22 protein-coding genes, 1 tRNA gene and 1 pseudogene are annotated in these 24,796 nt (G+C 33.7%); 12 read left to right on the top strand and 12 right to left on the bottom strand.

The genetic code is table 11. The features are described from left to right. Positions 1-142 precede the first annotated feature (142 nt). From lpxD to BC952_RS08285, 3 genes are all read left to right on the top strand, one after another. Positions 143-1,144, top strand: a complete 1,002-nt coding sequence (gene lpxD / locus BC952_RS08295; protein ID WP_121365153.1) for a UDP-3-O-(3-hydroxymyristoyl)glucosamine N-acyltransferase — start codon at positions 143-145, stop codon at positions 1,142-1,144. A 160-nt stretch (positions 1,145-1,304) separates the two neighbouring features. Beyond that, positions 1,305-2,933 (top strand): acyl-CoA carboxylase subunit beta, encoded by a 1,629-nt coding sequence (locus tag BC952_RS08290; protein WP_121365152.1) that lies wholly within the window; start codon positions 1,305-1,307, stop codon positions 2,931-2,933. A 150-nt stretch (positions 2,934-3,083) separates the two neighbouring features. After that, complete coding sequence (locus BC952_RS08285; protein WP_121365151.1) at positions 3,084-3,713, top strand: hypothetical protein; 630 nt, start codon at positions 3,084-3,086, stop codon at positions 3,711-3,713. Between the two features lie 101 nt (positions 3,714-3,814). On the opposite strand, the gene BC952_RS08280 is transcribed toward BC952_RS08285, so the two are convergent. Beyond that, positions 3,815-4,864, bottom strand: coding sequence for an AMP-binding protein (locus BC952_RS08280; protein ID WP_121365150.1), 1,050 nt, complete (start codon positions 4,862-4,864; stop codon positions 3,815-3,817). Between the two features lie 30 nt (positions 4,865-4,894). Beyond that, positions 4,895-5,815, bottom strand: a complete 921-nt coding sequence (locus tag BC952_RS08275) for a CPBP family intramembrane glutamic endopeptidase (RefSeq protein WP_121365149.1) — start codon at positions 5,813-5,815, stop codon at positions 4,895-4,897. Positions 5,816-5,923: 108 nt separating this feature from the next. On the opposite strand from BC952_RS08275, the gene arsC reads away from it, so the two are divergent. Together arsC and BC952_RS08265 are read left to right on the top strand one after the other, a co-directional pair. Further along, positions 5,924-6,268, top strand: coding sequence for an arsenate reductase (glutaredoxin) (gene arsC, locus BC952_RS08270; RefSeq protein ID WP_121365148.1), 345 nt, complete (start codon positions 5,924-5,926; stop codon positions 6,266-6,268). A 96-nt stretch (positions 6,269-6,364) separates the two neighbouring features. Next, entirely contained in the window at positions 6,365-8,884 is a 2,520-nt protein-coding gene (locus BC952_RS08265; protein WP_121365147.1) for a TonB-dependent receptor, read from the top strand. A 125-nt stretch (positions 8,885-9,009) separates the two neighbouring features. Here the strand turns inward: BC952_RS08265 and BC952_RS08260 are convergent, their stop codons facing one another. Next, a complete protein-coding gene (locus tag BC952_RS08260) occupies positions 9,010-9,207 on the bottom strand; it encodes a hypothetical protein (protein WP_165150931.1) in 198 nt (65 codons plus the stop codon). Positions 9,208-9,429: 222 nt separating this feature from the next. Here BC952_RS08260 and fumC point away from each other — a divergent pair, with 222 nt between their 5' ends. Then, positions 9,430-10,827, top strand: a complete 1,398-nt coding sequence (fumC, locus tag BC952_RS08255) for a class II fumarate hydratase (protein ID WP_113635550.1) — start codon at positions 9,430-9,432, stop codon at positions 10,825-10,827. A gap of 182 nt (positions 10,828-11,009) precedes the next feature. Here the strand turns inward: fumC and BC952_RS08250 are convergent, their stop codons facing one another. From BC952_RS08250 to BC952_RS08225, 6 genes are all read right to left on the bottom strand, one after another. Further along, entirely contained in the window at positions 11,010-12,014 is a 1,005-nt protein-coding gene (locus tag BC952_RS08250; protein ID WP_121365146.1) for an LLM class flavin-dependent oxidoreductase, read from the bottom strand. Positions 12,015-12,226: 212 nt separating this feature from the next. Beyond that, positions 12,227-13,072, bottom strand: a complete 846-nt coding sequence (locus tag BC952_RS08245; RefSeq protein WP_121365145.1) for a DUF2911 domain-containing protein — start codon at positions 13,070-13,072, stop codon at positions 12,227-12,229. Positions 13,073-13,122: 50 nt separating this feature from the next. Next, on the bottom strand, positions 13,123-13,797 hold the full coding sequence (locus BC952_RS08240; protein ID WP_121365144.1) for an HAD family hydrolase: 675 nt from the start codon (positions 13,795-13,797) through the stop codon (positions 13,123-13,125). A gap of 82 nt (positions 13,798-13,879) precedes the next feature. Then, positions 13,880-14,593 (bottom strand): tRNA threonylcarbamoyladenosine dehydratase, encoded by a 714-nt coding sequence (locus BC952_RS08235; protein ID WP_121365143.1) that lies wholly within the window; start codon positions 14,591-14,593, stop codon positions 13,880-13,882. Between the two features lie 17 nt (positions 14,594-14,610). After that, positions 14,611-15,276 carry a TatD family hydrolase gene (locus BC952_RS08230; RefSeq protein WP_121365142.1) on the bottom strand — a complete coding sequence of 222 codons (666 nt, stop codon included), beginning with the start codon at positions 15,274-15,276 and terminating at the stop codon, positions 14,611-14,613. Beyond that, complete coding sequence (locus BC952_RS08225) at positions 15,276-15,878, bottom strand: DUF1684 domain-containing protein (RefSeq protein WP_121365141.1); 603 nt, start codon at positions 15,876-15,878, stop codon at positions 15,276-15,278. Before BC952_RS08225 ends, BC952_RS08230 begins: the two co-directional genes overlap by 1 nt. 96 nt (positions 15,879-15,974) lie before the next feature. On the opposite strand from BC952_RS08225, the gene BC952_RS08220 reads away from it, so the two are divergent. The 3 genes and pseudogenes from BC952_RS08220 to BC952_RS15220 all read left to right on the top strand — a co-directional run. Continuing rightward, complete coding sequence (locus BC952_RS08220; protein WP_121365140.1) at positions 15,975-17,192, top strand: MDR family MFS transporter; 1,218 nt, start codon at positions 15,975-15,977, stop codon at positions 17,190-17,192. A gap of 286 nt (positions 17,193-17,478) precedes the next feature. After that, positions 17,479-17,847 (top strand): BlaI/MecI/CopY family transcriptional regulator, encoded by a 369-nt coding sequence (locus tag BC952_RS08215; protein ID WP_113633657.1) that lies wholly within the window; start codon positions 17,479-17,481, stop codon positions 17,845-17,847. Between the two features lie 23 nt (positions 17,848-17,870). Beyond that, positions 17,871-18,749, top strand: a pseudogene (locus tag BC952_RS15220) (M56 family metallopeptidase); the annotation flags it as partial. 548 nt (positions 18,750-19,297) lie between these two features. Here BC952_RS15220 and BC952_RS08205 read toward each other — a convergent pair. Continuing rightward, positions 19,298-19,810, bottom strand: a complete 513-nt coding sequence (locus BC952_RS08205) for an adenine phosphoribosyltransferase (RefSeq protein ID WP_121365139.1) — start codon at positions 19,808-19,810, stop codon at positions 19,298-19,300. A 102-nt stretch (positions 19,811-19,912) separates the two neighbouring features. Between BC952_RS08205 and BC952_RS08200 the strand changes: the two genes are divergently transcribed. Then, positions 19,913-19,986 (top strand) — tRNA-Arg (locus BC952_RS08200). A gap of 54 nt (positions 19,987-20,040) precedes the next feature. On the opposite strand, the gene BC952_RS08195 is transcribed toward BC952_RS08200, so the two are convergent. After that, positions 20,041-21,084, bottom strand: a complete 1,044-nt coding sequence (locus tag BC952_RS08195) for an NAD(P)-dependent alcohol dehydrogenase (RefSeq protein ID WP_121365138.1) — start codon at positions 21,082-21,084, stop codon at positions 20,041-20,043. A 144-nt stretch (positions 21,085-21,228) separates the two neighbouring features. Continuing rightward, the gene (locus BC952_RS08190; protein WP_121365137.1) at positions 21,229-22,110 is read right to left on the bottom strand and encodes a YitT family protein; all 882 of its coding nucleotides are present in this window, start codon (positions 22,108-22,110) and stop codon (positions 21,229-21,231) included. Positions 22,111-22,485: 375 nt separating this feature from the next. Here BC952_RS08190 and BC952_RS08185 point away from each other — a divergent pair, with 375 nt between their 5' ends. Both BC952_RS08185 and BC952_RS08180 read left to right on the top strand, forming a co-directional pair. Then, the gene (locus BC952_RS08185) at positions 22,486-22,929 is read left to right on the top strand and encodes a hypothetical protein (protein WP_121365136.1); all 444 of its coding nucleotides are present in this window, start codon (positions 22,486-22,488) and stop codon (positions 22,927-22,929) included. Between the two features lie 95 nt (positions 22,930-23,024). Next, a complete protein-coding gene (locus BC952_RS08180; protein WP_244200123.1) occupies positions 23,025-24,782 on the top strand; it encodes an adenylate/guanylate cyclase domain-containing protein in 1,758 nt (585 codons plus the stop codon). Positions 24,783-24,796 lie beyond the last annotated feature (14 nt).

Below are 24,796 nucleotides of genomic sequence, written 5' to 3'. Positions count from 1 at the left end.
GTCTATTATGTTATAGAATTGTATTCATAACTTACATAAATACTACTTTTACTCCTGTTAAAGAAATGTGTAGCATTAGGAATTTTAACACTAAATCCTTTTATTTGAAAATTATTAAATAACAAAACCCAATCTATACTTAATGAAATCCTACACAATTCAAGAAATAAATGAGATTCTAAAGGGAATTATTGTCGGGAATACTTCCGAAAATATTACTGCTCCAGAACAATTAGAAATGGCTTGTACTACTGAAATTTCATTTATTGGTAACAAAAAATATGAGAAATTTTGGTCAACATCCAAAGCTTGTGTGGCAGTTGTCAACGAGGATATTGCTATAGAACCCGGGGAAAACAGGGCTTTTATAAAAGTTAAAAATGCCGATTTAGCCATGTCTCAAGTATTGGAACTTTTTGCACCACCAACTCCATTATTTACTATTGACATTCATCCAACCGCTGTAATTGATACAACTGCAACTATTTGCAATGGTGCCCGAGTTGGTGCGGGATGTTATATAGGACCTAAAGTTATTATTGGAGATAATACGACAATTTATCCAAATGTTACTATTCTTGATGAATGTACAATAGGAAAAAACACTGTAATTTGGTCAGGAACTGTTATTAGAGAACGATGTCATATTGGGAATGATTGTATCATACATCCCAATGCTACAATAGGTGCAGATGGTTTTGGTTTTCGACCTGATCCTCAAAGAGGTTTGGTGAAAATTCCACAAATTGGAAATGTAATTATAGGCAATAGTGTCGAAATTGGTGCCAATACCTGCGTTGATAGAGGAAAATTCAGTTCTACCATTTTAGGAGACGGCTGTAAAATTGATAATTTGGTTCAAATTGGTCATAACAGCAAATTGGGGAAATTCTGTATTATGGCTGGAAACAGTGGACTTGCAGGGTCCGTAACTTTAGGTAACGGAGTAATTATTGGCGGAAGCGCTTCTATAAAAGACCACACCACTATTGGCGATGGTGCCATTGTAGGTGCTGGTTCAGGTGTTACAGGAGATATTCCCGCAGGAAAAACCATGTTAGGATATCCGGCTGTAGAAGCTCGAGATGCACTGAAACAATGGGCAATTTTGAAAAGACTTGTAAATGAATCCAAACATAAATAATTATTATTTTTTATTAAATTCATAAAAAAACAGCAGGTAACTTCTGTTTTTTTGTTTTAATATCAAAAAAAATTCCGTATTCTTTCTAAAGCAATCAAATAATAAAATTTATTTAGTTTGATTTTGTATTTTAGCACAAATTTTTTAACACTATTTCATCATGGATTTGAACTTCAACAAAAACGAGGATCACAATAAACTTTTACTTTCCGCATTGCGACAAAAATTAAGCGTAGTTAAATTAGGTGGCGGTGAAAAACGCATCCAAAAATTACATACCGAAGGCAAAATGACGGCACGTGAACGTATCGATTATTTATTGGATCCAAAGGCAAAATGTATAGAAATTGGGGCATTTGTTGGTGAAGGAATGTATGCGGAACATGGTGGTTGTCCCTCCGGTGGAGTTGTTGTAAAAATAGGATACATCAGAGGAAAACAATGTATTGTTGTTGCCAATGATGCTACCGTAAAAGCGGGTGCTTGGTTTCCTATAACCGCAAAGAAAAATTTGCGTGCACAAGAAATCGCAATGGAAAATCGGCTACCAATCATCTATTTGGTAGATAGTGCTGGAGTTTATTTGCCTTTACAAGATGAAATTTTCCCTGATAAAGAACATTTTGGACGTATTTTTAGAAATAATGCCCAAATGAGCAGTATGGGAATTACCCAAATTGCTGCCGTAATGGGAAGCTGTGTTGCCGGTGGTGCCTACTTGCCAATCATGAGTGATGAGGCCATGATCGTAGATAAAACAGGAAGTATTTTCTTAGCGGGAAGTTATTTGGTCAAAGCTGCCATTGGCGAAAGCATCGATAACGAAACTTTAGGCGGTGCAACAACACATTGTGAAATTTCGGGTGTTACAGATTATAAAGCCAAAGATGACAAAGACGCATTAGATAAAATAAAAAATATAGTTGACAAAATAGGTGATTTTGACAAAGCCGGTTACAGCAGAATTAAAGCAGAAAAACCCGCATTAGACGAAAAAGAAATCTACGGCGTTTTACCAAAAGCTAGAAATGAACAGTACGACATGATGGAAATTATCAATCGTCTGGTTGATAATTCTGAATTTGAACCGTATAAAGACGGTTACGGTCAAACCATTATAACCGGTTATGCCAGAATTGACGGATGGGCAGTGGGAATTGTTGCCAACCAACGAAAAGTGGTGAAAACTAAAAATGGTGAAATGCAGTTTGGAGGCGTAATCTACTCCGACAGTGCGGATAAAGCCACTCGTTTTATTGCAAACTGTAATCAGAAAAAAATTCCTTTAGTATTCGTTCAAGATGTTACCGGTTTTATGGTAGGATCTAAATCAGAACATGGAGGAATTATAAAAGACGGTGCAAAAATGGTGAATGCAGTATCTAATTCAGTTGTACCAAAATTCACAGTAATTGTGGGGAATTCATACGGTGCAGGAAATTATGCCATGTGTGGAAAAGCGTATGACCCAAGATTAATTTTTGCCTGGCCAAGTGCTGAATTAGCCGTTATGGGCGGAACACAAGCTGCAAAAGTATTGGCACAAATTGAAGCTTCTTCGCTTAAAGCAAAAGGCGAATTGGTTGATGAAACTAAAGAAAAAGAATTGTTTGATAAAATAAAAGCAAGATATGACGAACAAGTGTCTCCATATTATGCTGCTTCACGATTGTGGACAGATGCGATTATCGATCCTTTAGATACTAGAACTTGGATTTCAATGGGAATCGAAGCGGCGAATCACTCCCCAATTGAGAAAAAATTCAATTTAGGAGTTATTCAAGTTTAACACTGATTATCAAATACTTAAAATATTAATTTGTAAATTTATGGCTGCTGTACAACTCTTTTTTAGTAGTTGTACATCAGCCTCAATTTATTATATTATACTCAATAAATCTTAACCTAATTCATTTTATTAATTTAAAATTATAAAAAAATGAAAAAGATTTTGATTGTACTATTTAGTCTATTGTTACTAGTAAATCCTTTAAACGCACAAACAAAATTAGAGAATGATACTTCTAAAAAGAAAAATAAATCTATTTATCTAGAATCGGGCATCAATCTTTCATTGCCTGTACACATTCAGATGTATCGTTCCCACCGTCTTGCAATTGGATTTAATGTTAGAGCATGGAAAAATATTTCAAAAAAAAGCGAGCTGGGCATTAAAATCGATTATGATTATCGATTTATAAAAAAAAATACTAGAATATTAACCCCTGAAAGCACATTGGAGGAAAGAGCATTGCATAGTAACTTTAGTTTATTTTGTATAAAACCTAACATACAATTTAATTTAAACTCTAATTGGTACTTGGGTGCAGAATCAGGTGTTGGCTATGCGCTTTCGGATGAAGACGGTCAAATAGGACTTGGCTTTGTATCCGAATATTCAAAAAACCAGCAATTTGGAATATGTTCGGGTTTATATCTGGGTAAAAATTTCATCGTTGGCAGCAAAAAAAAAGTATTTGGAGTATCCTTGGATTTCACTCAATTTTTAGCACAATGGCACGCAGAAAATAGTCTTGGTTTAAAAATAAAATATCGCTTCATAAACTAATTCTATCGCAAAAAAGTTAGCTTAAATCAAAAAACCCCAACTAGCGTCTAACTTTTTGGGGGCAGTCTATTCGTTATGAGATGCTTTTAAAGATAAATACGTTAAATGCTTTCCAGAATCTCTTTCCGTTTTATCTTTCCGTTTTCGGTTTCAGTAAATTTTTCTACATAAAAAATTTCTTTTGGTTTTTCATATTTGTCTAAACCATCAAAAATGTTGTCATCTAATGATTGATTTTTACCTTCTATTATCAATACTAATTTTTCGCCAAGATCAGAGTCTTCTACTCCACTTACAAAAAATCTTGAATGAATTTTATGGGATAATTTAGCCTCTATTTTCTCTGGAATTAATTTGATTCCACCACTATTTATCACGTTATCCATCCGTCCTAAAAAGACAAATTGGTTTTCACCTACTAGTTCTACTAAATCATTGGTGACAATAACTTCATCTGAAATTGCTGGTGCATCAATCACCAGACAATTTCTTTGGTCTTTAGCTATTTTAATATTAGGCAAAACTGAGAAAGCCGTCTCACCTATTTCTTTTGCAGCGATATGAGTAATTGTTTCCGTCATCCCGTAGGTTTCATAGACCTTCGTTTTCAATTTAGAAAGCTCATTTTCAAGTAAAGCACTCATTTTAGCTCCTCCGATAATTAGCTTTTTAACATTTTTTAATGCAGTTAAAGAATTTTGAGCTTGTAAAGGTACCATAGCTACAAAATCATATTTAGTGCTATTCTCTACTATAGGATTTGAACTTGGTGCCACAAAATCAATATCAAGACCTAGAATAAAGCTTCTCACAAACATCATTTTTCCAGCTATATATTTTGTTGGCAAACAATGTAATGCTTTGTCTCCCGGATTCAAATCAAAAAAATCACCCGTGGCAATTGCTGAATTGACCATTGCTTGTTTATCTATTCGGATCAATTTTGGAGTTCCTGTTGTACCTGATGTATTCAATTCCAGATATGATTTATTGTCAAACCAATCGAGTATAAAATCACCCACAGCTTTTTCAAACTCTTCACCTTCTTTGATAAAGCTATACGCCACTTCGTATAAATCATTTCGATTCAAATGAAACCCATTAATTTTAAAACGATTATGTATATTTTGGTATGTTACGGTATCAGTCATGATTTAGTTAATTTTAAAATTAGTGAAAGATTATTTTACTTGGATTTTTCCAGTTAATTTTTCTTTCCAGTTGGTCCAGTTGTATTTTTTACTAAAGATAAATAAAAGTATTGGGTAAATTATAACAACTGGAAGAATAACATCTAATCCTGCTGAGGGATCTGAAATATCCTTAAAAATAGAATGAGTCTGAAAAGCGGACCAATCTGAAGTTACTAGCAAAGCTCCAATCAAATTATTAGCGGCATGAAATCCCAAAGCAAGTTCCATTCCCTCATCCATAAGTGTAATGATTCCCAAAAACAATCCAGTTCCGATGTAATAAACCAAAATTATAGGGCCAATTTTAGCAACTTCAGGATTATACCAATGCATTCCACCAAAAATAAGAGAAGTCATTAGTAGCGGAAACCATTTATTTTTAGCAAGATTAGCAAATCCCTGCATCAAATAGCCCCTAAAAATATATTCTTCGGAACTGGTTTGAATAGGAATAAGTATTATGCCGATTAAAGCCAAAATAGCAAATGGAACAGGTTTAAAATTGATCACAAAATCACTTGGGTTGTAATAATAAAATATCAATGTGGATACAATTGTAAATGCGGCCCAAATTAAAAATGAAAATACAATTCGGTTCCAATCAACTTTATTCCGAGAAGTTGTTACGGAAAGAATCGTTTGATGGTGTAAATAACGCACTACCAGAATGATCCCAAGCATAATAAAAACAAACGAAATCATGATCAAAAATAAAGTAAAGTTTGGTTCAAAAAAACGCATGATTGCCTCATTAGATGCAGGATAGGGTTTTCCATTTACAAATGTTTCATAAAGCAAAGTCACAAGAAGCGGAATCTGTCCCAACAATGAAGTGAAAATGATTATTACAGAACCTAAAATATACTTCCAAAACTTATTCTCTGATTTCAAACCTTGTTCTATAAACATGTATTTTTAGTTTAATTTTATACCTGATTAGTTTAACAAGTGTTATTTTTGTTACACTCAAAATAATCCTTTAATCACAATTTGCATTAATCAAAATACAAAAAAAATATGATACAAATATACCATAATTCCCGCTGCGGAAAATCTAGAAATTGTTTAGCACTTTTAGAAAATGCAGAAAAAGAGTTTGAAGTAATCAATTATTTGTCAAAACCTCCTTCTTTTGAAGAATTATCCAATATCATTCAAAAACTAAAAATGAAACCTATTGAATTAGTTCGCCAAAAAGAAAAAATTTGGATAGAAAATTTTAAAGACCAAAAAATGAATGACGAACAAATTATTCAAGCCATGATATCTAATCCTATTTTGATTGAAAGACCTATTGTTATTGTGGGAAATAAAGCAATTATAGGAAGAGATTTAGAAAAAGTAGCCGCTTTTATTTTATAAAAACTTACTTTTTTAATTAACATTAATTTGTGATTTGTAGTATTAAACCAAATCCTACTTTTGCAATCTAAAGGTTGTAACCAAAGTTTTTTTAAAATGAAAAAAATAAAATCTGTTTTAATTCTTGTTATCTTTTTTAATGCCCTATTCAGTTTTGCTCAAGAAGCTCCAAGCCAAAAAATTAAAATTACTGGTAAAGTAATTGAAAAAATTAGCAAACAGCCGCTTGAATATGCAACAATTACTTTTTTGATTCCAAACAATCCAAAACCAGTAGCCGGAGGAATTACAAACCCAAAAGGAGAATTTAGTATTGATATTAAGCCAGGTATTTACGATATTAAAATTGAGTTTATATCTTTTAAAGTGAATGAAATAAAACAAAAAACCTTTCAGGAAAGCACTAGTTTAGGCTTAATTAGTTTAGAAGAAGATGCCAATCAATTGAATGAGGTTATCATTCGTTCCGAAAAAACAACGGTTGAAATCAAATTAGATAAAAAAGTATACAACGTAGGAAATGACCTTATGGTAAAAGGAGGAACCGTAAGCGATGTTTTGGATAATATTCCATCCGTTTCCGTTGATGTTGAAGGAAACGTAAGCCTTCGCGGAAATGAAAACGTAAGAGTACTTATTGACGGAAAACCATCGAATGCGATTAATATTGCTGAAGCATTACGATTAATTCCAGCTGATGCGATTGAAAAAGTAGAAGTAATTACTAATCCGTCTGCGCGTTATGATGCCGAAGGTGGTGGAGGTTTATTGAATATTATATTAAAAAAAGGGAAAAATCAAGGACTTAACGGAACATTTATTGCTTCTGCAGGATACCCTGAAAATTATGGTTTAAGCGGAACCTTAAATTATAAATCAAAGAACTTCAATCTTTTTACAACACAAGGTTACAATGACCGTAGTAATCCTGGAAATGCATTTACAAATTCAAGATATTTAAATAAGGATAATACAACTCGAAATTATGTAAATGAAACGAGAGAAAACGAAAGAGACAATAAAGGGTACAATGGAAACTTTGGAATGGAATGGTATTTAAGCGAAAGCGTTTCATGGACTAATACTTTCAACTACAGAAAAAGTAATGGAATCAACGTGGATAACGTTTTCCAGAATAACTATGATGCAGGTTTTAATTATGACTACACTCGTAACCGTATCAATTTAGAAAATAGCGACAGTGAAAACGTAGAATTTGCAACTAACTTCACTAAGAAATTCAAAAAAGACGGTCATAAATTAACAATTGACGGTTCGTTCTCTACAAATGATGACATCAATGATGCTTTGATTACAGACACAGCAACAAACACAAGTGTAGTAAAATTTGACAATACCATCAACAATCAAACTCAAAGCAGAAATTTACTTCAAATGGACTATGTTTTACCTTTTGGAAAAGGAAGTCAGTTTGAAGCAGGTTACCGTGGTGATTTCTCGGAATTACTTACAGATTACAGAGTTGACAATGATGGCGTAATCAATGAAAACTTCACGAATACATTAGAATATAAAGAAAAAGTAAATGCGATTTACACTCAGTACGGAGTGAAAATCGATAAATTTTCAGCTTTATTTGGATTGCGTTTTGAAGATTCTAATATTGAAATCAATCAATTAGCAACGAACGATTTCAATACTAAAAAGTATAATAACTTTTTTCCAAGTGCGTTTTTCACTTATGAAATCTCAGACAAAAGTAGCGCTTCTGTAAGCTACAGCCGAAGAATTCAAAGACCAAGAGGAAGAATGTTGAATCCGTTCAGCAACTTATCCAGTAACATCAATATTTTTGTTGGAAACCCAGATTTAGATCCAGCATTTTCAGATGCAATTGATTTTGGTTACATTAAAAGATGGGAAAAACTAACTTTCAATACTTCCTTATACGTAAATAAAACAACTGATGTTTTCCAATTTGCAAGAAGAGAATCAGGTGATTTTGTTGTAGATATAATTGACGGTGAAGATACAGTTGTAAATGGAGAAGTAACACAAATTAATGGTGGTCAAGATACTCGTACACCTATTATCATTAGTTCACCTATTAACTTAGCTACAGAATACAGAGTAGGATTTGAATTCACATTAAACTATTCTCCATACAAATGGTGGAAATTAAACAGTAACTTCAATTTCTTCAGAAACGAAACTCAAGGAGATTTTACTTATACTGATTTTAAAAATAATGAAATTGTACAAAATTTTGATAACGTAGCAACTTCATGGTCTACAAGATTGACTTCAAAAATCACATTGCCATACAAAATTGACTGGCAAACTAATGCAACGTATAACGGTCCGCAAAATAATGCACAAGGAAGAAGCTTAGGTATTTTTGCAGCAAACATTGCATTCAGTAAAGACGTATTAAAAGATAAAGGAACACTTTCATTCAACGTGAGTGATGTTTTCAATTCAAGAAAAAGAATGATGGAAACTTTCCTTCCGGGAACTGTTGATTCTTACAGCGAAATGCAATGGAGAGTAAGACAATTTAATTTATCATTCACCTATCGTTTTAACAAACCTAAAAACGAAAGAGAACAACCTAAAAGAAATCAAGGGGATAATGAAGGTGATTATCAAGGATAACAAAATTAAGGACTCATGAAAATGGGTCCTTTTTTTATAAATCATTTAATCCAATAAAATTAAAAAAGTATAAGCATAAAAAAAAAGGGCCCATAAATGAGTCCTTTTTTTATTTAACAAAAAGATTAAACTGATTGTTCTTGCTTCTTTTTTGCTCTTTTCTCCTTGTATGCTTCCCAACTTGCTCCACCTACCCAATAGGATACGAAACCAACTAGAAAAAACATCAACCAAAATCCTATAGTAAGAATGGTTAAGAAAAGTAAAAAGCCTAAGTACTGTGAAAATTCAAACATGTTTTCCGGAATTTTGAATGTAGCCACAAATGTAAGTTTAATTCCTTTTCGTACCAATAAAAAACCATAAAAACTATCAATCAATTTTTATAAAAAAGGAATTATCCGTATTTTTGAACTCAGAATTTGGAGCTGTTTCCCGCTGTTCACTATAATCTTTTCTTTTTTAAAGAAAAAAAGAAAAGGATTTCCGTTGCCATCGGGGCTAAAAAGTAATACACAACATAATTATTCCTAAATAACAACAAAATGAAATTCAGAATAGAAAAAGACACCATGGGTGAAGTGCAGGTTCCAGCTGAAAAATATTGGGGCGCACAAACAGAACGTTCAAGAAATAACTTCAAAATAGGTCCATCAGCATCGATGCCAAAAGAAATTATTGAAGGTTTTGCTTATCTTAAAAAAGCAGCGGCTTACGCTAATTGTGATTTAGGAGTTTTACCAGTCGAAAAACGCGACGCTATTGCTGCAGTTTGTGATGAAATCTTGGCGGGAAAATTAGATAATGAATTCCCATTGGTGATTTGGCAAACTGGTTCAGGAACGCAAAGTAACATGAACGTAAATGAAGTTGTTGCTAATCGTGCACAAGTATTAAAAGGATTCAACATTGGCGAAGGCGAACAATTCATTAAAGCAAATGACGATGTAAATAAATCGCAATCTTCAAATGACACGTTCCCAACAGGAATGCACATTGCGGCTTATAAAGCAGTTGTAGAAGTTACTATTCCCGGAGTTGAAAAATTAAGAGATACACTTCATGCAAAAGCAGTTGAATTCAACAATGTTGTAAAAATAGGTCGTACGCACTTGATGGATGCTACTCCACTTACATTAGGACAGGAAATTTCAGGATATGTAGCGCAATTGAACTACGGCTTGAAAGCGGTTAAAAACACATTGGCACACTTATCAGAAGTGGCTTTAGGAGGAACTGCAGTAGGAACAGGATTAAATACTCCAGAAGGATATGACGTAAAAGTAGCAGAATATATCGCTGAATTTACTGGACATCCATTTGTAACTGCCGAAAATAAATTTGAAGCACTAGCCGCACACGATGCCATTGTAGAAACACACGGTGCCTTAAAACAACTGGCCGTTTCATTGAATAAAATTGCCAATGATGTGCGTATGTTAGCTTCTGGACCACGTTCCGGAATTGGAGAAATCCTTATCCCTGAAAATGAGCCTGGATCTTCTATCATGCCTGGAAAAGTAAACCCAACGCAATGTGAAGCATTGACTATGGTTTGCGCACAAGTGATGGGGAATGACGTAGCAATATCTGTTGGAGGAATGCAAGGACATTATGAATTGAACGTTTTCAAACCATTGATGGCTGCAAATTTCTTACAATCAGCGAGATTGCTTGGTGACGCTTGCATGTCTTTTGACGAACATTGCGCTCAAGGTATCGAACCTAACTACAAACGCATCAAAGAATTGGTTGACAATTCATTAATGTTGGTTACGGCTTTGAATACTAAAATTGGATACTATAAATCAGCTGAAATTGCTCAAACTGCACATAAAAACGGAACAACATTGAAAGAAGAGGCGGTTCGTTTAGGATATGTAACTCCAGAAGATTTTGATGCTTGGGTTAAACCCGAAGATATGGTGGGAAGCTTGAAATAATTATTTTTCAATGATGAATTATTAATTATAAGTATAAACCAAAAAACCCTGCAACTTACATTGCAGGGTTTTTAATTTATTTTAAATAATTGAGCTTCTTAAATGAACTTATATGACTTGTATGGTTTAAATGTATCAAAATACTAAGTTAATTTTAGTTAAAAAAAACATCCGAAATTCTACTACTTATTAATAGCATCCATGACTTCCTTCATGATTCGAATGCTTTTCAATTTGTCTTCATGATTAAAAATTGGGCTGGTAATCATCACTTCATCGATACGGGTATATTCAATAAATTGCTTCAATTCTGTTTCTAATTTCTTTTTACTTCCTACAAATGAACAAGCAGTCATTTGATTGACATGAAAATGTTCTTCTTCGCTCATAATTCCATCTAACGAATCAACTGGCGGCTGCAATGGCTTTCTGTCATTCCGAATCAAATTCAGAAACATTTGAGTCAAACTAGTTGCTAATTTTTCAGCTTCTTCATCGGTTTCGGCAGCTATTGCGTTTACACATGCCATTGTTTTAGGTTGATCTAAATATTCCGAAGGTTCAAAATTATCTCTATAAAACTCAAATGCCTGATGCATTTGTTTTGGTGCAAAATGTCCTGCAAAAGCATATGGCAACCCATTGGCAGCAGCCAAAGCAGCACTATCCATACTGGAACCTAAAATCCAAATGGGAACTTTAATTCCTTCCGCAGGGAAAGCACGCACTTTTGCAGTAGCATTATCCTCTGAGAAAAATTGTTGTAGCGAGGCAACATTTTGAGGAAAGCGTTGTGATTGTTCGAAGAAATCTTTCCGAATCGCTTGCGCGGTTAAACCATCCGTTCCTGGCGCTCTTCCTAATCCTAAATCAATCCGGTTGGGATATAAAGTTTCAAGGGTTCCAAATTGTTCCGCAATTATAAGTGGAGCATGATTGGGTAACATGATTCCGCCTGAACCTACGCGGATATTCTGGGTTTCACTGGCAATATAACCAATCAAAACAACTGTTGCCGTACTGGCTACATGCGCCATATTATGATGTTCGGCTAGCCAAAATCTGTTGTATCCTAAACTGTCAGCTAATTGCGCTAAAGCTTTTGTTTTTTGTAATGTTTCGCTTGCATTACTATTTTCGGTGATTATTGCTAATTCTAATATGGAAATTGGAATATTTTTAGTCATTATAAATTTCTAAATTTTGAACAAAATTAGGCAATTACGGAATCTCATTAAATTTTGAGGTGTTAATTGATTTATAATATTTAAAACCATCCAAAAATTGGAATATAAATTTGATTAAAAAAAGGTTTCCCAAATATCAGGATAAAGCAAAAAAAATCCCGTCTCTATTACAAAATGGAAACGGGATTTTTTTTGCAAAACAGTGAGTATAATTAGTTCTTACTCCACTCTGCAATACTGTCTTTATTCATTTTTACATAGTCTTGGTTTTTAGCAATTTCAGCCGCTGCAAGAGATAATTTTGCAGTTTCGATTGCTCCTTTTTTATCTCCAAGTTTAGCTTGAATCAATGATTTCAATCTGTTGTACCAAAACGGTTTGTCTTTAGACATATCTAACGCTTTATTTACATAAACCAATGCTTTTGCATTATCACCATTCGATTGGAATAAAAATTGAGCTGCTGAAAAATAATCTGCAGCAGTTGGTCCTGCTAATGCTTTCTCAATATTGGCAGTTGCTTTTTGTTGAGTAGGAACTTCAAATTTTACAGCTGCATACGAGTTCTCCCAGTATATTTCTAAAAAGGCAAAATTATTATCTAAACCACTAATTCCGATAGTGAATGTTTCAACGCTCTTATTTAAAGTCTCTGGTTTAACAGTTGCTCTAAGGGCTACATTTTCTTCTTTCCACTCTTCTGGATTCCCCCAGTTATCAGTAGTTTTATAAAATATTATTTCCCAACTTTCTATTTTTGGAACTGTATACAACGAATATTTTCCTTTTTTCAAGGTTTTACCATCAATAATAACATCGTCACTAAAAGATACGGTTGTATTTTCATTAGCTCCGGTTCTCCATACTTTTCCGAAAGGGACTAAATTTCCAAAAACGGCTCTTCCTCTGGCACTTGGTCTTGAATAATTAATTTCTACAGCTGTCAAACCTACTTCTTGTATGATGGTAGATTTTGGACTGGATTGAGGTGTTTTTACTTGTGCCTCAATAGTGAAATTTGCTATAATAATGGCAAATGCAATGATTATTTTTTTCATGTTTTAAATTTTTGTGTCTTCAAATTTACAAATTCAATGGCTTTCAAATGTTAATTATTCCTTAATTTAGAATCAATATTGGTAACAGCTTCAAAACCCAATTCGTTAAAATGATTAATTACAACATCAGCTTCCGATAAATCTTGTGCCTCAGAGTGAATACTGTTGTAACCCACACAGAAAATTCCGGCAGCTTTCGCCGCTTTTATTCCATTTGTACTATCTTCAATAACGATACATTTTTCTTTTGGTGCAATTGATAAACTTGCGGCATGTTCAAAAATTGCAGGATGTGGTTTTGATTTAGGAAAATCTTCACCGCTTACCACATGCGTAAAATACTCATGCAATTTAAACCTGCTAAAAACACGTTCAATAGTAACTTTGGATGCCGAAGAGGCCAAAATCAATTGCATGCCATTTTGATATAATTCTTTAATAAGATTTTCAACACCTTCCAATAATTCCAAATCAGCCTTACTATCAAAAGAATCATTAAATATAGTCCGTTTTCTTTGAATTAAATCCTCTACTTCCTGTTCTATAACAAAAACCTCTTTCAATTTCTGAAACGTATTTCGAGTAGAAAAACCGGTAAATGAAGTATACATATCTTCCGTAACAGTAATATTCAACTCATCAAATTGTTTGAAATAAGCATAACGGTGTACGGGTTCAGTATCGACAATTACACCATCCATGTCAAAAATTACGGTTTGTATCATTTTTTTTTAGATTATTAGACTTTATAGTTTTAAGACTTCTTAGATTTTTAGAACTGAATACTAAAAAACTGAATTCTGAACACTATTTTTTAAGTAAATAGCGAATAACGGTTTCTGCAGCGTACAAACCAAATAATCCCGGCATGTAACTATTTGTTCCGTAAAATGATTTTTTAAAATTAGATCCATCTGTCATTTTCAAACTCGATTCGTCCTGAATCTCAGAAGAAAAAACCACTTTCAGTTTATCAATTTTCACTTCTTTTAATCGTCTTCGGATGGTTTTAGCAAAATAACAATTCACGGTATTCGTGATATCCGTTACTTTCACTTTGGAAGCTTCCATTTTCCCACCAGCGCCCATACTGCTGATAATTTTGACTCTTTTTCGCTTGGCACCAATAATCAAATTCAACTTTGGAGTCACGCTGTCAATGCAATCCAAAACATAATCAAATTCCTCTGAAACAATTTCGAAAGCACGTTCCGGCGAAAGAAATTCCTGCACCCGAGTCAATTTCAATTCCGGATTAATGTCCATTAATCGATCACCAACAACAGTCACCTTAGGTTGTCCCACGGTCGAATGTAAAGCAGGCAATTGTCGGTTTATATTGGTAATATCAACTACGTCACCATCAACAATAGTCATCGTTCCCACTCCTGCTCTTGCCAAAAATTCAGCCGCAAAAGAACCAACGCCACCCAATCCTACGACCAGTACATTTGCATTTTTTAAATTATCTAAACCTTCTTTTTTGAATAAAAGTTCGGCTCTTTCTGTCCACTCTGCCATTGTTTTTTGTTTAAAGTTTAATGTTTTTGAAAAATTTTGAAATCAAAAACTTCATTAAAATTTGCATTCACTATTTCCTGTATTTCTTTAATAGAAATTCCTTTGTATTTTGCTGCCAATTCATAAACTGCTTCAATTCCTTCTTCAACCGTATCCGTTTCCAGAAAAAATCGATTATCAGGAACGCTTTTAAAAACAGCTTCCAGTTCTGAATTGAGTAATAAATATTTTCCAAAGGAAATATAAAATCCATTGTCCAGTAATTGTTTGGCGACTTGTATATTTTTCGAAAATCCATGAATCAATATTGGTACTGAAATATTCATTTTTTTCTTAATTGCAATCAATTCCTGAAAAGCCGCAACGCAATGTATTACCACTGGTTTTTTATGTTTTTGTGCCAAAAGCAATTGCTTTTCAAAAACCATTTGCTGCAATTCCATCGAGATTTCAATGCGTTTGTCTAATCCGCATTCGCCAACAGCGAGACAATTTACCTCTTGTAACTTACTTTCCATTATCGCCAAGTCAGCTTCTATTCGTTCTTCAACGATAAACCACGGATGAATCCCGATCGAATAATACGGAATTGTTGCATCAAATTCCTGAGGATATTGATTCACTAATTCCAACACATTCGGTTGATTAGTCCATTTATGCGTATGCAGATTAAAGAATTCCATTAGTCGTGAAATTTTTTAACTCCTGCTTTTATTTCTATATCCAAATCATTTTCCAAAGGAACTTTTGGACAAGAATATTTATGATTATAGGCACAATACGGATTGTATGATGTATTGAAATCAATCACAATCGTATCTCCTTTTGGAATTCTTAAATCGATATATTTCCCGCCAATGTAGCTTTCCTTGCCTGAAGTCAAATCGGAAAACGGCAGAAATAAATAGTCTTTATACTCCTTCTTTTTGGAAAGTTCAATGTTTTTATAGACATTTAGTTTAAAATCCCGACCATCAATTGTAAAAGAAAGTTCGCCATATTTGACATACAATGGCTTTCTGTCCGTAGACGTTTCCATTTCAAATGGCTTCTCTTTTTGTGTTCTTACAAACTTAGCCACCACAAAAAAAGTTTCGCTTGCAGGATAAAAGTCAAGTGTTTTGAAAACCGCTAAATCTTCCGCAGTCAACGGACTTTTCTTGGCATCCGCATATTCTTCGTTCAATTCGGTTTGGAATTTGGCTACAGCCGAAACATCAAATTTTTCTTGGCCAAAACCTAAATTCAAGTGTATTAAAAACAACAAAGTGAATAGCGTTCTCATGTTCTTATTTTTATGCAAAAATAGTTTAAAAGTTACTAGGACACAAAGGCGCATCGGAACAAAGTTTTCTACCTTTGCAAAATAATAACTCATTGTATGTTTCAAACAGCTTTTCAACGTTACATTAATAATTTCAAAGGCTTCACCAGAGAAATTTGGATACTTACCCTAATTACTTTTATCAATCGGGCTGGTACGATGGTTTTGCCGTTCTTATCAAAATATTTGAAAGAAGATTTAAGTTTTTCCTATGCACAAGTCGGGTGGATTATGGTCGCTTTTGGTTTTGGTTCTATGCTTGGTTCGTGGCTTGGCGGCAAATTATCTGATAAAATAGGTTTCTATAAAATCATGGTTTTCAGTTTGTTCACCAGCGGAATACTGCTATTTTTAGTACAATACATTCGTACATTTTGGGGATTATGCATTGGTATGTTCGTAATTATGACCGTTGCTGATATGTTTCGTCCCGCCATGTTTGTCTCTTTGGCGACCTACGCCAAACCTGAAAATCGCACCAGAGCATTGACTTTAGTTCGACTAGCAGTAAATTTAGGTTTTACTGCAGGACCGGCTTTAGGTGGTTTAATCATTATGAATTTAGGCTACAGCGGATTATTTTGGGTTGATGGAAGCTCGTGTATTATTTCGATATTAATTTTCACGTTATTAGTAAAAGAGCGCAAAAAACCAGCCGATTTAGACTCCGCAAATAGCGAAACCGAAATACCTACTTCCGTTTTCAAAGACAAGATATTCTGGATTTTTCTCTTTATCTGTTTTATTACGGCAATGCTTTTCTTTCAGCTTTTCACCACTTTACCCTTATATCACAATGAAAAATTTGGTTTAACCGAGTTTCAAAGCGGACTTTTATTATCCTTAAATGGGTTGCTGATTTTCTTCCTGGAAATGCCAATTGTGAGTATTAGCCAAAGAAAAAACATCGATAAACTCAAAATTATTCTTTGGGGTTCGTTACTGATGTCTCTAAGTTTCTATGTTTTAATGCTCAATATGTGGGCAGGAATCCTAATCGTCAGCATCCTTTTTATCACTTTTGGAGAAATGTTCATCTTTCCTTTTTCCAATTCTTTCGCTTTAAGCCGAGCACCAAAAGGTCACGAAGGGCGCTACATGGCTTTGTTTACAATGAGTTTCAGCTTAGCGCACATTGCAAGTTCTAAAACTGGACTGGAAATCATTGCGGCATTTGGCTATCAGGCAAACTGGTTTGTCATGGGAACTTTAGGGATTTTATCAGTCGCAGGCTGTATCTGGCTGCAAAAACTCGTTCAAAAAGAACAAAACTAATTCCATTATCATTCTTTGGGCGTGACCCTATAAAAAAAAGGGGCTTAGCAACAACATCGTTACTGGCCCCTTTTCTTTATAGCGTCGGGCTATACGCGCTACTTCGGCAGCTAGCTTTTACCCCTCACGCAACCTCATTTTCATAATTATTTCTCTGATTAAAAGATCTTACAGTTTCCAAAAGCTACTGTTAGAAGTTAAAAAAACTATAAAAATAGTTATTAAACTGCATTTATAGTTGCGTAACTATAAAATTAGTTGTAAATTTGATTTAAATAAAAAAATCATGCAAAAACTGACTAATAAAGAAGAAGAAATCATGCACATTTTATGGAAGCTCAAAAAAGCATTCGTAAAAGAAGTCCTTGCAGAAATAACAGAAGATCAACCGCATTACAACACACTTTCAACCATTGTGCGCAACCTCGAAGAAAAAGGTTTTGTTTCTCACAATGCCTTTGGAAACACGCACCAATATTATCCTATAGTGAGTTTAGAAGATTATAGAAAGCGCTTTATGAGTACGGCAATCGATAATTATTTTGACAGTTCTTATAAAAATATGGTATCGCATTTTGCAAAAGAAGAAAAAATTTCCGCAGCTGAATTACGGGAAATTTTAGCCATGATTGAAAATCAAAAAGAGGAAATATAAACTACATAGTAACAACAATATTTATGGAAGCATTCTATATTTTTCTTATCAAATCCAGTGGATTAATTGCGCTGTTTTATTTGGCTTATCATTTTATGTTGCGAAAAGAAACCTTTTTTACCAGCAATCGTTGGTTTCTGTTACTGGGTTTATTTACTTCCGTTCTTTTGCCGTTAGTCGTTTTTACGAAAATAATCTGGGTCGAACCTACTCCTATAAATTATGATTGGTCATAATTACCTATAACTACAACTGTAAATGAAGACCATACAGAAGAATATATTTATCTTGGATTAGCAACACTCTACTGCGTTGGTGCATTATTTCTATTAACTAAATTTGCTTTTGATTTTTACAGCTTACAAAAAGTATTTAAAGGAAAAATAATAAAACGTCAAGCCGATTTTAAATTTATTGACTTACAAGACAACCTCGCTCCGTTCTCTTTTTTTAACACTATCGTTTACAACTCGTCATTATACAGCATTTCCGAACTAGAAAATATTTTGGAACACGAAAAAGTTCACAGCGAACAAAATCATACTGTTGATGTATTGATTTCAAGACTGTTTTGTATCCTTTTTTGGTTCAATCCATTTATTTGGTTGTACAAAAAAGCGATTTTACAAAACCTGGAATTCATTGCCGATAACGAAGCCACGAAAAAAATATCCGACAAAAAAGCGTATCAGTTAACGCTTTTAAAAATAACAACACACGAAAATTGTGTTGCCATTACTAATCATTTTTATCAATCATTAATCAAAAAACGAATTGTTATGTTAAACAAAAATCAATCAAAAAAATCGAATTCCTGGAAGTACACGCTTGTTCTGCCGGCTTTAGTAGCATTTGTAATGTTTTTCCAAATAAATGTTGTTGCGCAAGAGAAAGCAGAAGAATTTACCGTCGTAGCCAATGGCACAAAGGTAGAACTTCATGTCGCTTCAAATTCAACGGAGGAAGAACTAATTGCTGAAAAAGATTTTTTTAAAGAAGAATATAATTTGGAAATGAATTTTTCAAATATTAAATTAAACAAAAACAAGGAAATTGTTGCCATTAAAGTTGAATTGAAAAACAAAGAAGGAATTAAAAAAGTGAATCAAATTAATGGGAAATCACCTATTAAACCTTTTAATATTTTTGCAGAAAAGGACAATGAAAATAAAATAAACTTCGGTTTTAGTGCTAATTTAAAAGACAATCCACATCTAAAAAATCATTTTAATCATATAAATGCTATAAAAGACTACAAAAAGGAAGTGCCACCAAATCTTGATGTTAAAGAAATTCCAATACCCCCAACGCCACCACACACAAAAGAAGCCAAAATAAATAAAGTCATTTTACCCAGTTTCACAAAGCAGCGTTTGGATTTGGCAAAGGCCAAGAAATGGCAAATGGCAATTATTGGTTTTAGGTACTACGTAACGACGCGTGCGCTAGATTAATACGTAATTGCAGCAAAAATTTCATTTCCTTTGATTTTTACCCTTCCATTTAAGAAAGCTAATTCCATCAGGAAATTGCATTGCACGATTTCACCGCCCAATCGTTCCACCAATTCACAAACTGCTTTAGCCGTTCCTCCGGTTGCCAAAACATCATCGTGAATTAGGATTCGGTCCCCTTTTTGAATTGCATCGGTATGAATTTCTAAAGTATCGGTTCCATATTCCAAATCATACGTCGCCGAAATCGTTTCGTAAGGCAACTTGTTCGGTTTTCGAACTGGAATAAAACCAACATTCAATTCTTGTGCAATCAACATTCCAAAGAAAAATCCACGACTCTCTACTCCTATTACCTTGTCAATTTTCTTATTTTTTAAGGATGAGAGCAATATTTCAAGGCATTTATTCCTTGCTTCGGGATCAATTAGCAACGGAGTTATGTCTTTAAATAAAATTCCTTCTTTGGGAAATCCCTGAATATCACGTATATGATTCTTTATCGGCATATTTTTTTGTTTTTTTATAAATTTAGACTTGCAAATTACACATTTATACTTATATTTGCACCCGCAATAAGGCGCTTAATAAGCACTCCAATTGTAAAAAATGGCCTTGTGGCGCAACTGAATAGCGCACTTGATTACGGCTCAAGAGGTTACTGGTTTGAATCCAGTCAAGGTCACAAAAAACCCTAAACATTATCAAAATGTTTAGGGTTTTTACATTTATAATTTATTTACAACGTCGCCATATCGATAACAAAACGGTAACGGACGTCGCCTTTTGTCATTCGATCATACGCTTCGTGCACATTTTTTATATCAATCATTTCAATTTCAGAAACAATTCCGTGTTCCGCACAGTAATCTAACATTTCCTGAGTTTCAGGCAAACCGCCTATTAATGAACCTGCAAGACTTCTACGTCCTCCAATAAGACTAAAAGCATGGATTTCATAAGGCGTTGGTGGTACTCCAACACAAATATGCACTCCGTTTACTCTTAATAAAGATAAATACAAATTCAAATCATGCGGAGCAGAAACCGTATCTAAAATAAAGTCAAAAGAACCCGCAACACTTGCCAGTTGCTTTTCATCTTTGGTAACTATAAAATTATGAGCCCCTAATTTTCTGGCATCTGCTTCTTTGTTTGCTGATGTACTCAAGACGGTAACCTCAGCACCAAAAGCAACGCCAAATTTTACTGCCATGTGACCCAACCCGCCAAGTCCTAAAACAGCTAATTTGTGTCCTTTTCCTACTTTCCAATGTCTCAATGGTGAATATGTAGTGATTCCGGCACATAATAAAGGCGCTACAGCAGCTAAAGGCAATTTATCTGAAATATGTAAAACAAAATCTTCATGTACTACGATAGTATCCGAATACCCGCCGTAAGTAGGAGTTACCCCGTCTTGTCCCAAAGCATTATAGGTATCTGTTCTTCCTTTTAAACAAAACTGCTCTAAACCCTCTTTACAATTTTCACAAGTTCTGCAGGAATCGACCAAACAACCTGTTCCTGCTAAATCACCTACCTTAAATTTCTTTACGTGACTTCCTACTTTGACTACCTTCCCTACAATTTCATGTCCGGGAACCATCGGGTATATTGCTCCTCCCCAATCATCTTTTATTTGATGAAGATCACTATGACAAACTCCGCAAAACTGAATATCAAATTGCACATCATGCGGTCCTAATTCTCTTCTTTCGAAATTCCATGGAGCTAAATCCGACTTAGCATCCTGTACTGCATATCCCTTCGTTGGTATCATATTTTATAATTTTTTTATAAAATTATGAAATTTATTCCAGCTTGCATTTTAAACCTATTGCATAATTCCCACTTCTTATTATTTTTCTCCAAGTTCAAATAGTGAATACATTTACCATTAATTATAAGTGGTTCCAAATCAATATTAATTCATACTTCGCAGTATTCCGCCACTGGCCTCTTTGATATACTGAATAAACATAAATGCCTTAGGATCTAGTTTTCGGATTTCTTCTTTAATTCGGAGTAATTCTAGTCTGGTTACCACGGTGACAATGATATCACAATCTAATTTCACGTCAAATTTATCCGGCAAATAACCTCTTTCACCTTTAATGATGGTGATTCCTTTTCCAAATTTTTGGACAATTAATGATTTAATCAAATCGCTTTTAGAAGAAATGATATGCAACGAAGTATATTGTTCTAAACCATGGGATATATAATCTAAAGATTTTACAGCTGAAAAATAAGTGACAATAGAGTACAAAGCAGTAGAAATTCCAAAAGACCATGCAGCTGCAAGAAATAATAACGTATTCAAGGCAAAAATGACTTCTGAGACATTAAGTCCAATTTTTTTGGTAGTCAATAACGCCAGAATCTCAACTCCATCTGCTGTAGAACCGCTTCGGATACACAAACCCATCCCTACACCAATAAGACAGCCACCAAACAATGCAATTAAAAGCGGATCTGAAGTCACGGGATCCACATCTAAAAAAGTCATACTGACAGCAATTAACAAGAACGTCAAAAAACTTTGTAATGCAAATGTTTTACCTAACATTCGGTTTCCAATGACTAAAAAAGGAATATTAAACATTAATACCAAAACTCCAAAAGGCCATTTTGTAATTTCATGAACCAATATTGAAATGCCGATAATTCCACCATCTAAAAATTTATTAGGTATCATAAAACCTTTTAAAGCAAGGGTTATCAAGGCTACTCCTACTAAATTTAAACTAATATTTTTAAAACAAAATATTTTTTTCCAATTGATTGAATTTTGATCAGTAATCATAATGATCTATTTTAATTACTATTCTTTGGTTCTACTAAAGTAACAAATAAACTTCAATTTACTGACTAGTAATAACTTAGATATTTATTTGATTTGGTTTTTTGTACATGTATTCTTAATTTTCTATTTTGGTCTTTCTAAGATAGTTTCGGTCACTATTTTATTCCTGTCGGATTTCCATTTCATAATTATATAAAAATGGATAATTACAGTAGTGATGCATGCATAGTAAACTGATGTTGATCTTGAAAAAAATATTAAATTTGATATTAAAATAAGCCCCTTAACTACTAAATATCAATATATTAATTAAGCTGCCTCATTCTATAATGGTCTATTTAAGTTACTATTTAATAAATTTTAAATATAATAATCATGGGCAAAAAAGTAGTAATCGCATTGACTGTTCAAGCCAGCAGTCTTTACGCAATGAGCAATCCATCACAGGAGGATATTGATAACGCTTGTTCCTTAACTGACGATAATGCAGGAAGATCTCCAAACGGAACTTTGAAAGACTTTTTATCTAACGTATACCTCAACCAAGATGTCAGATGGATTGGTGTGACAAATGACAAAGGCTATTCCGTTGCCATTGATAGTATTTTTAACGAACCGGAATCCCGAGATTTGAATTTCTTTGATGTCACGACCATTTACGGTATCGGAGGAAGATCTGGAAACGCAACTGCTAAGATTAAAAATGATTCAAATTTGGTTCATAAACTCGACAAATACACTATCAATTTTAGTGTGTATGCCGATGGAAATTCTTCTAAATCATTTCACATCGATCCAAAATTAGCTGCAAACCCATGATACTTTTAAGAGATTTTAAATATTTTGTCAAAATCTTATTTTCTGTATTTTTTATATTTTTCCAGTTTCTAAGTTTATTTGCACAAAATCAAAAAGTGGCTGATAGTCTTGTGAAGATCTATCATAAAAATAGCCTGGTGAATTCTGAGAAATTAGAATTACTGAGAAATTTATCTTTTAATGAAGTCAATAATCTCGAATTGTCACTAAAATATGCCGATGAACTTATTGCGCTGTCCCAGTTAGAAAAAAACTATTTGTACCTCCATCGCGGATATTACCAAAAAGGGAATAAAAATAGACTCAGAGGCGATTTAGACAAAGCCTTAAATGCTTTTTTCAAAAGTGTTGAAGCAGCAATCAAAGCTAAATTTATTATTGGCGAAGGTGTAGCTTATATGGCTATAGCTGATGTGTATTCGATTATGGGAAATGCTGATAATGCCGAAATTTATTATAACAAATCAATCCATTTATTAAGGAAGACCGATGATTCTATATCTTTAGCCAGTGCATTATTAAACGCTGGTGACGAATATTCGAAAAACAAAAAATACAATTTAGCTTTAAAATATTTCAAAGAATCAAGTATCATTTTCGATAATGCCGATTATTTAATTGGCACTGCTTATAGTCTGGGTAATATTGGAATGATACATGCAAAACTCGGCAACAATAATCTTGCGAAAACCTATATTAGTAAAGCCATAAAAATTCTGGAAGAACTAAAAGATTATTATGCCATTTCAGAATACCTGACCTACATGTCCGACATTTATTTAGCTTTAAATGATTGGAAAACTTCTCTCAGCTATGCCAAACGAAGTCTGGATTTAGCTCAAAAATATGGACTCAAAGAACAAATCAGCAATGCTAACCTGAAACTGTCACAATTGCATCAGAAAACCGGAAACATGGCTGCATCATTCGCATATTACAAGAATCATATTGCATATAGGGACAGTTTAACGAACTTAAAATCAATGCAACAAATGGCAGATATACGAACGAATTATGAAGTTTCACAAAAGCAAACTGAAGTCGATTTACTCGAAAAAGATTCGGAAATCCAGAAATTAAAAGATAAAAGACAACAAAACATCATATACATAACAGCAATTTCTTTATTCTTAGTTTTGGTAATCACAATTGGTTTTTACCGACGCTATAAATTTGTAAAAAAAACGAACAGCATTATTGAAGAAGAAAAAAATCGTTCTAATAATTTATTGCTGAATATTTTGCCGGAAGAAACGGCTCTTGAATTAAAGAAAAATGGAAAAGTACAAGCTAAAAAATTCGAATCGGTGACGGTTTTATTTACTGACTTTGAGGGATTCACACACTATGCAGAAAAACTGCCTCCTGAAAAACTAGTAGAAAGCATCGATTACTATTTTTCGAAATTTGATACCATTATGGAAAAATACAATCTTGAAAAGATAAAAACCGTTGGTGATGCTTATATGTGCGCGGGTGGTTTACCATTTCCAACTGGAGATCATGCTTATAAAATGACACTCGCAGCACTCGAAATTGCCCGGTTTGTGAATATATCCGAAGAATTAATCACACAAAACCAAACTCATTTTAAAATCAGAATCGGTATTAACACAGGCCCTTTAGTAGCCGGAGTGGTTGGTATCAAGAAATTTTCGTATGACATTTGGGGCGATACCGTAAATATTGCTTCTCGTATGGAATCGAATTCGGAGCCAGGAAGAATTAATATATCGGAACATACCTATCAGATTATCAAAAATGACTTTGATTGTGAATATAGAGGTGAAATTGAAGTCAAAAATAAAGGAATGATGAAAATGTATTTCGTCAACGATCCTATTGCGCAGTAAAATTAAACCTTGGA

This window comes from Flavobacterium limicola (assembly GCF_003634755.1).
GTDB classification, from domain to species: Bacteria; Bacteroidota; Bacteroidia; order Flavobacteriales; family Flavobacteriaceae; genus Flavobacterium; species Flavobacterium limicola.
This window is presented reverse-complemented; position numbering and strand designations above follow the sequence as displayed.

What these genes read in the sequence shown, in the direction of transcription:
- lpxD (WP_121365153.1), top strand. Translation starts at nt 143, where the DNA reads ATGAAATCCTACACAATTCAAGAAATAAATGAGATTCTAAAGGGAATT.
- BC952_RS08290 (WP_121365152.1), top strand. Translation starts at nt 1,305, where the DNA reads ATGGATTTGAACTTCAACAAAAACGAGGATCACAATAAACTTTTACTT.
- BC952_RS08285 (WP_121365151.1), top strand. Translation starts at nt 3,084, where the DNA reads ATGAAAAAGATTTTGATTGTACTATTTAGTCTATTGTTACTAGTAAAT.
- BC952_RS08280 (WP_121365150.1), bottom strand. Translation starts at nt 4,864, where the DNA reads ATGACTGATACCGTAACATACCAAAATATACATAATCGTTTTAAAATT.
- BC952_RS08275 (WP_121365149.1), bottom strand. Translation starts at nt 5,815, where the DNA reads ATGTTTATAGAACAAGGTTTGAAATCAGAGAATAAGTTTTGGAAGTAT.
- arsC (WP_121365148.1), top strand. Translation starts at nt 5,924, where the DNA reads ATGATACAAATATACCATAATTCCCGCTGCGGAAAATCTAGAAATTGT.
- BC952_RS08265 (WP_121365147.1), top strand. Translation starts at nt 6,365, where the DNA reads ATGAAAAAAATAAAATCTGTTTTAATTCTTGTTATCTTTTTTAATGCC.
- fumC (WP_113635550.1), top strand. Translation starts at nt 9,430, where the DNA reads ATGAAATTCAGAATAGAAAAAGACACCATGGGTGAAGTGCAGGTTCCA.
- BC952_RS08250 (WP_121365146.1), bottom strand. Translation starts at nt 12,014, where the DNA reads ATGACTAAAAATATTCCAATTTCCATATTAGAATTAGCAATAATCACC.
- BC952_RS08245 (WP_121365145.1), bottom strand. Translation starts at nt 13,072, where the DNA reads ATGAAAAAAATAATCATTGCATTTGCCATTATTATAGCAAATTTCACT.
- BC952_RS08240 (WP_121365144.1), bottom strand. Translation starts at nt 13,797, where the DNA reads ATGATACAAACCGTAATTTTTGACATGGATGGTGTAATTGTCGATACT.
- BC952_RS08235 (WP_121365143.1), bottom strand. Translation starts at nt 14,593, where the DNA reads ATGGCAGAGTGGACAGAAAGAGCCGAACTTTTATTCAAAAAAGAAGGT.
- BC952_RS08230 (WP_121365142.1), bottom strand. Translation starts at nt 15,276, where the DNA reads ATGGAATTCTTTAATCTGCATACGCATAAATGGACTAATCAACCGAAT.
- BC952_RS08225 (WP_121365141.1), bottom strand. Translation starts at nt 15,878, where the DNA reads ATGAGAACGCTATTCACTTTGTTGTTTTTAATACACTTGAATTTAGGT.
- BC952_RS08220 (WP_121365140.1), top strand. Translation starts at nt 15,975, where the DNA reads ATGTTTCAAACAGCTTTTCAACGTTACATTAATAATTTCAAAGGCTTC.
- BC952_RS08215 (WP_113633657.1), top strand. Translation starts at nt 17,479, where the DNA reads ATGCAAAAACTGACTAATAAAGAAGAAGAAATCATGCACATTTTATGG.
- BC952_RS08205 (WP_121365139.1), bottom strand. Translation starts at nt 19,810, where the DNA reads ATGCCGATAAAGAATCATATACGTGATATTCAGGGATTTCCCAAAGAA.
- BC952_RS08195 (WP_121365138.1), bottom strand. Translation starts at nt 21,084, where the DNA reads ATGATACCAACGAAGGGATATGCAGTACAGGATGCTAAGTCGGATTTA.
- BC952_RS08190 (WP_121365137.1), bottom strand. Translation starts at nt 22,110, where the DNA reads ATGATTACTGATCAAAATTCAATCAATTGGAAAAAAATATTTTGTTTT.
- BC952_RS08185 (WP_121365136.1), top strand. Translation starts at nt 22,486, where the DNA reads ATGGGCAAAAAAGTAGTAATCGCATTGACTGTTCAAGCCAGCAGTCTT.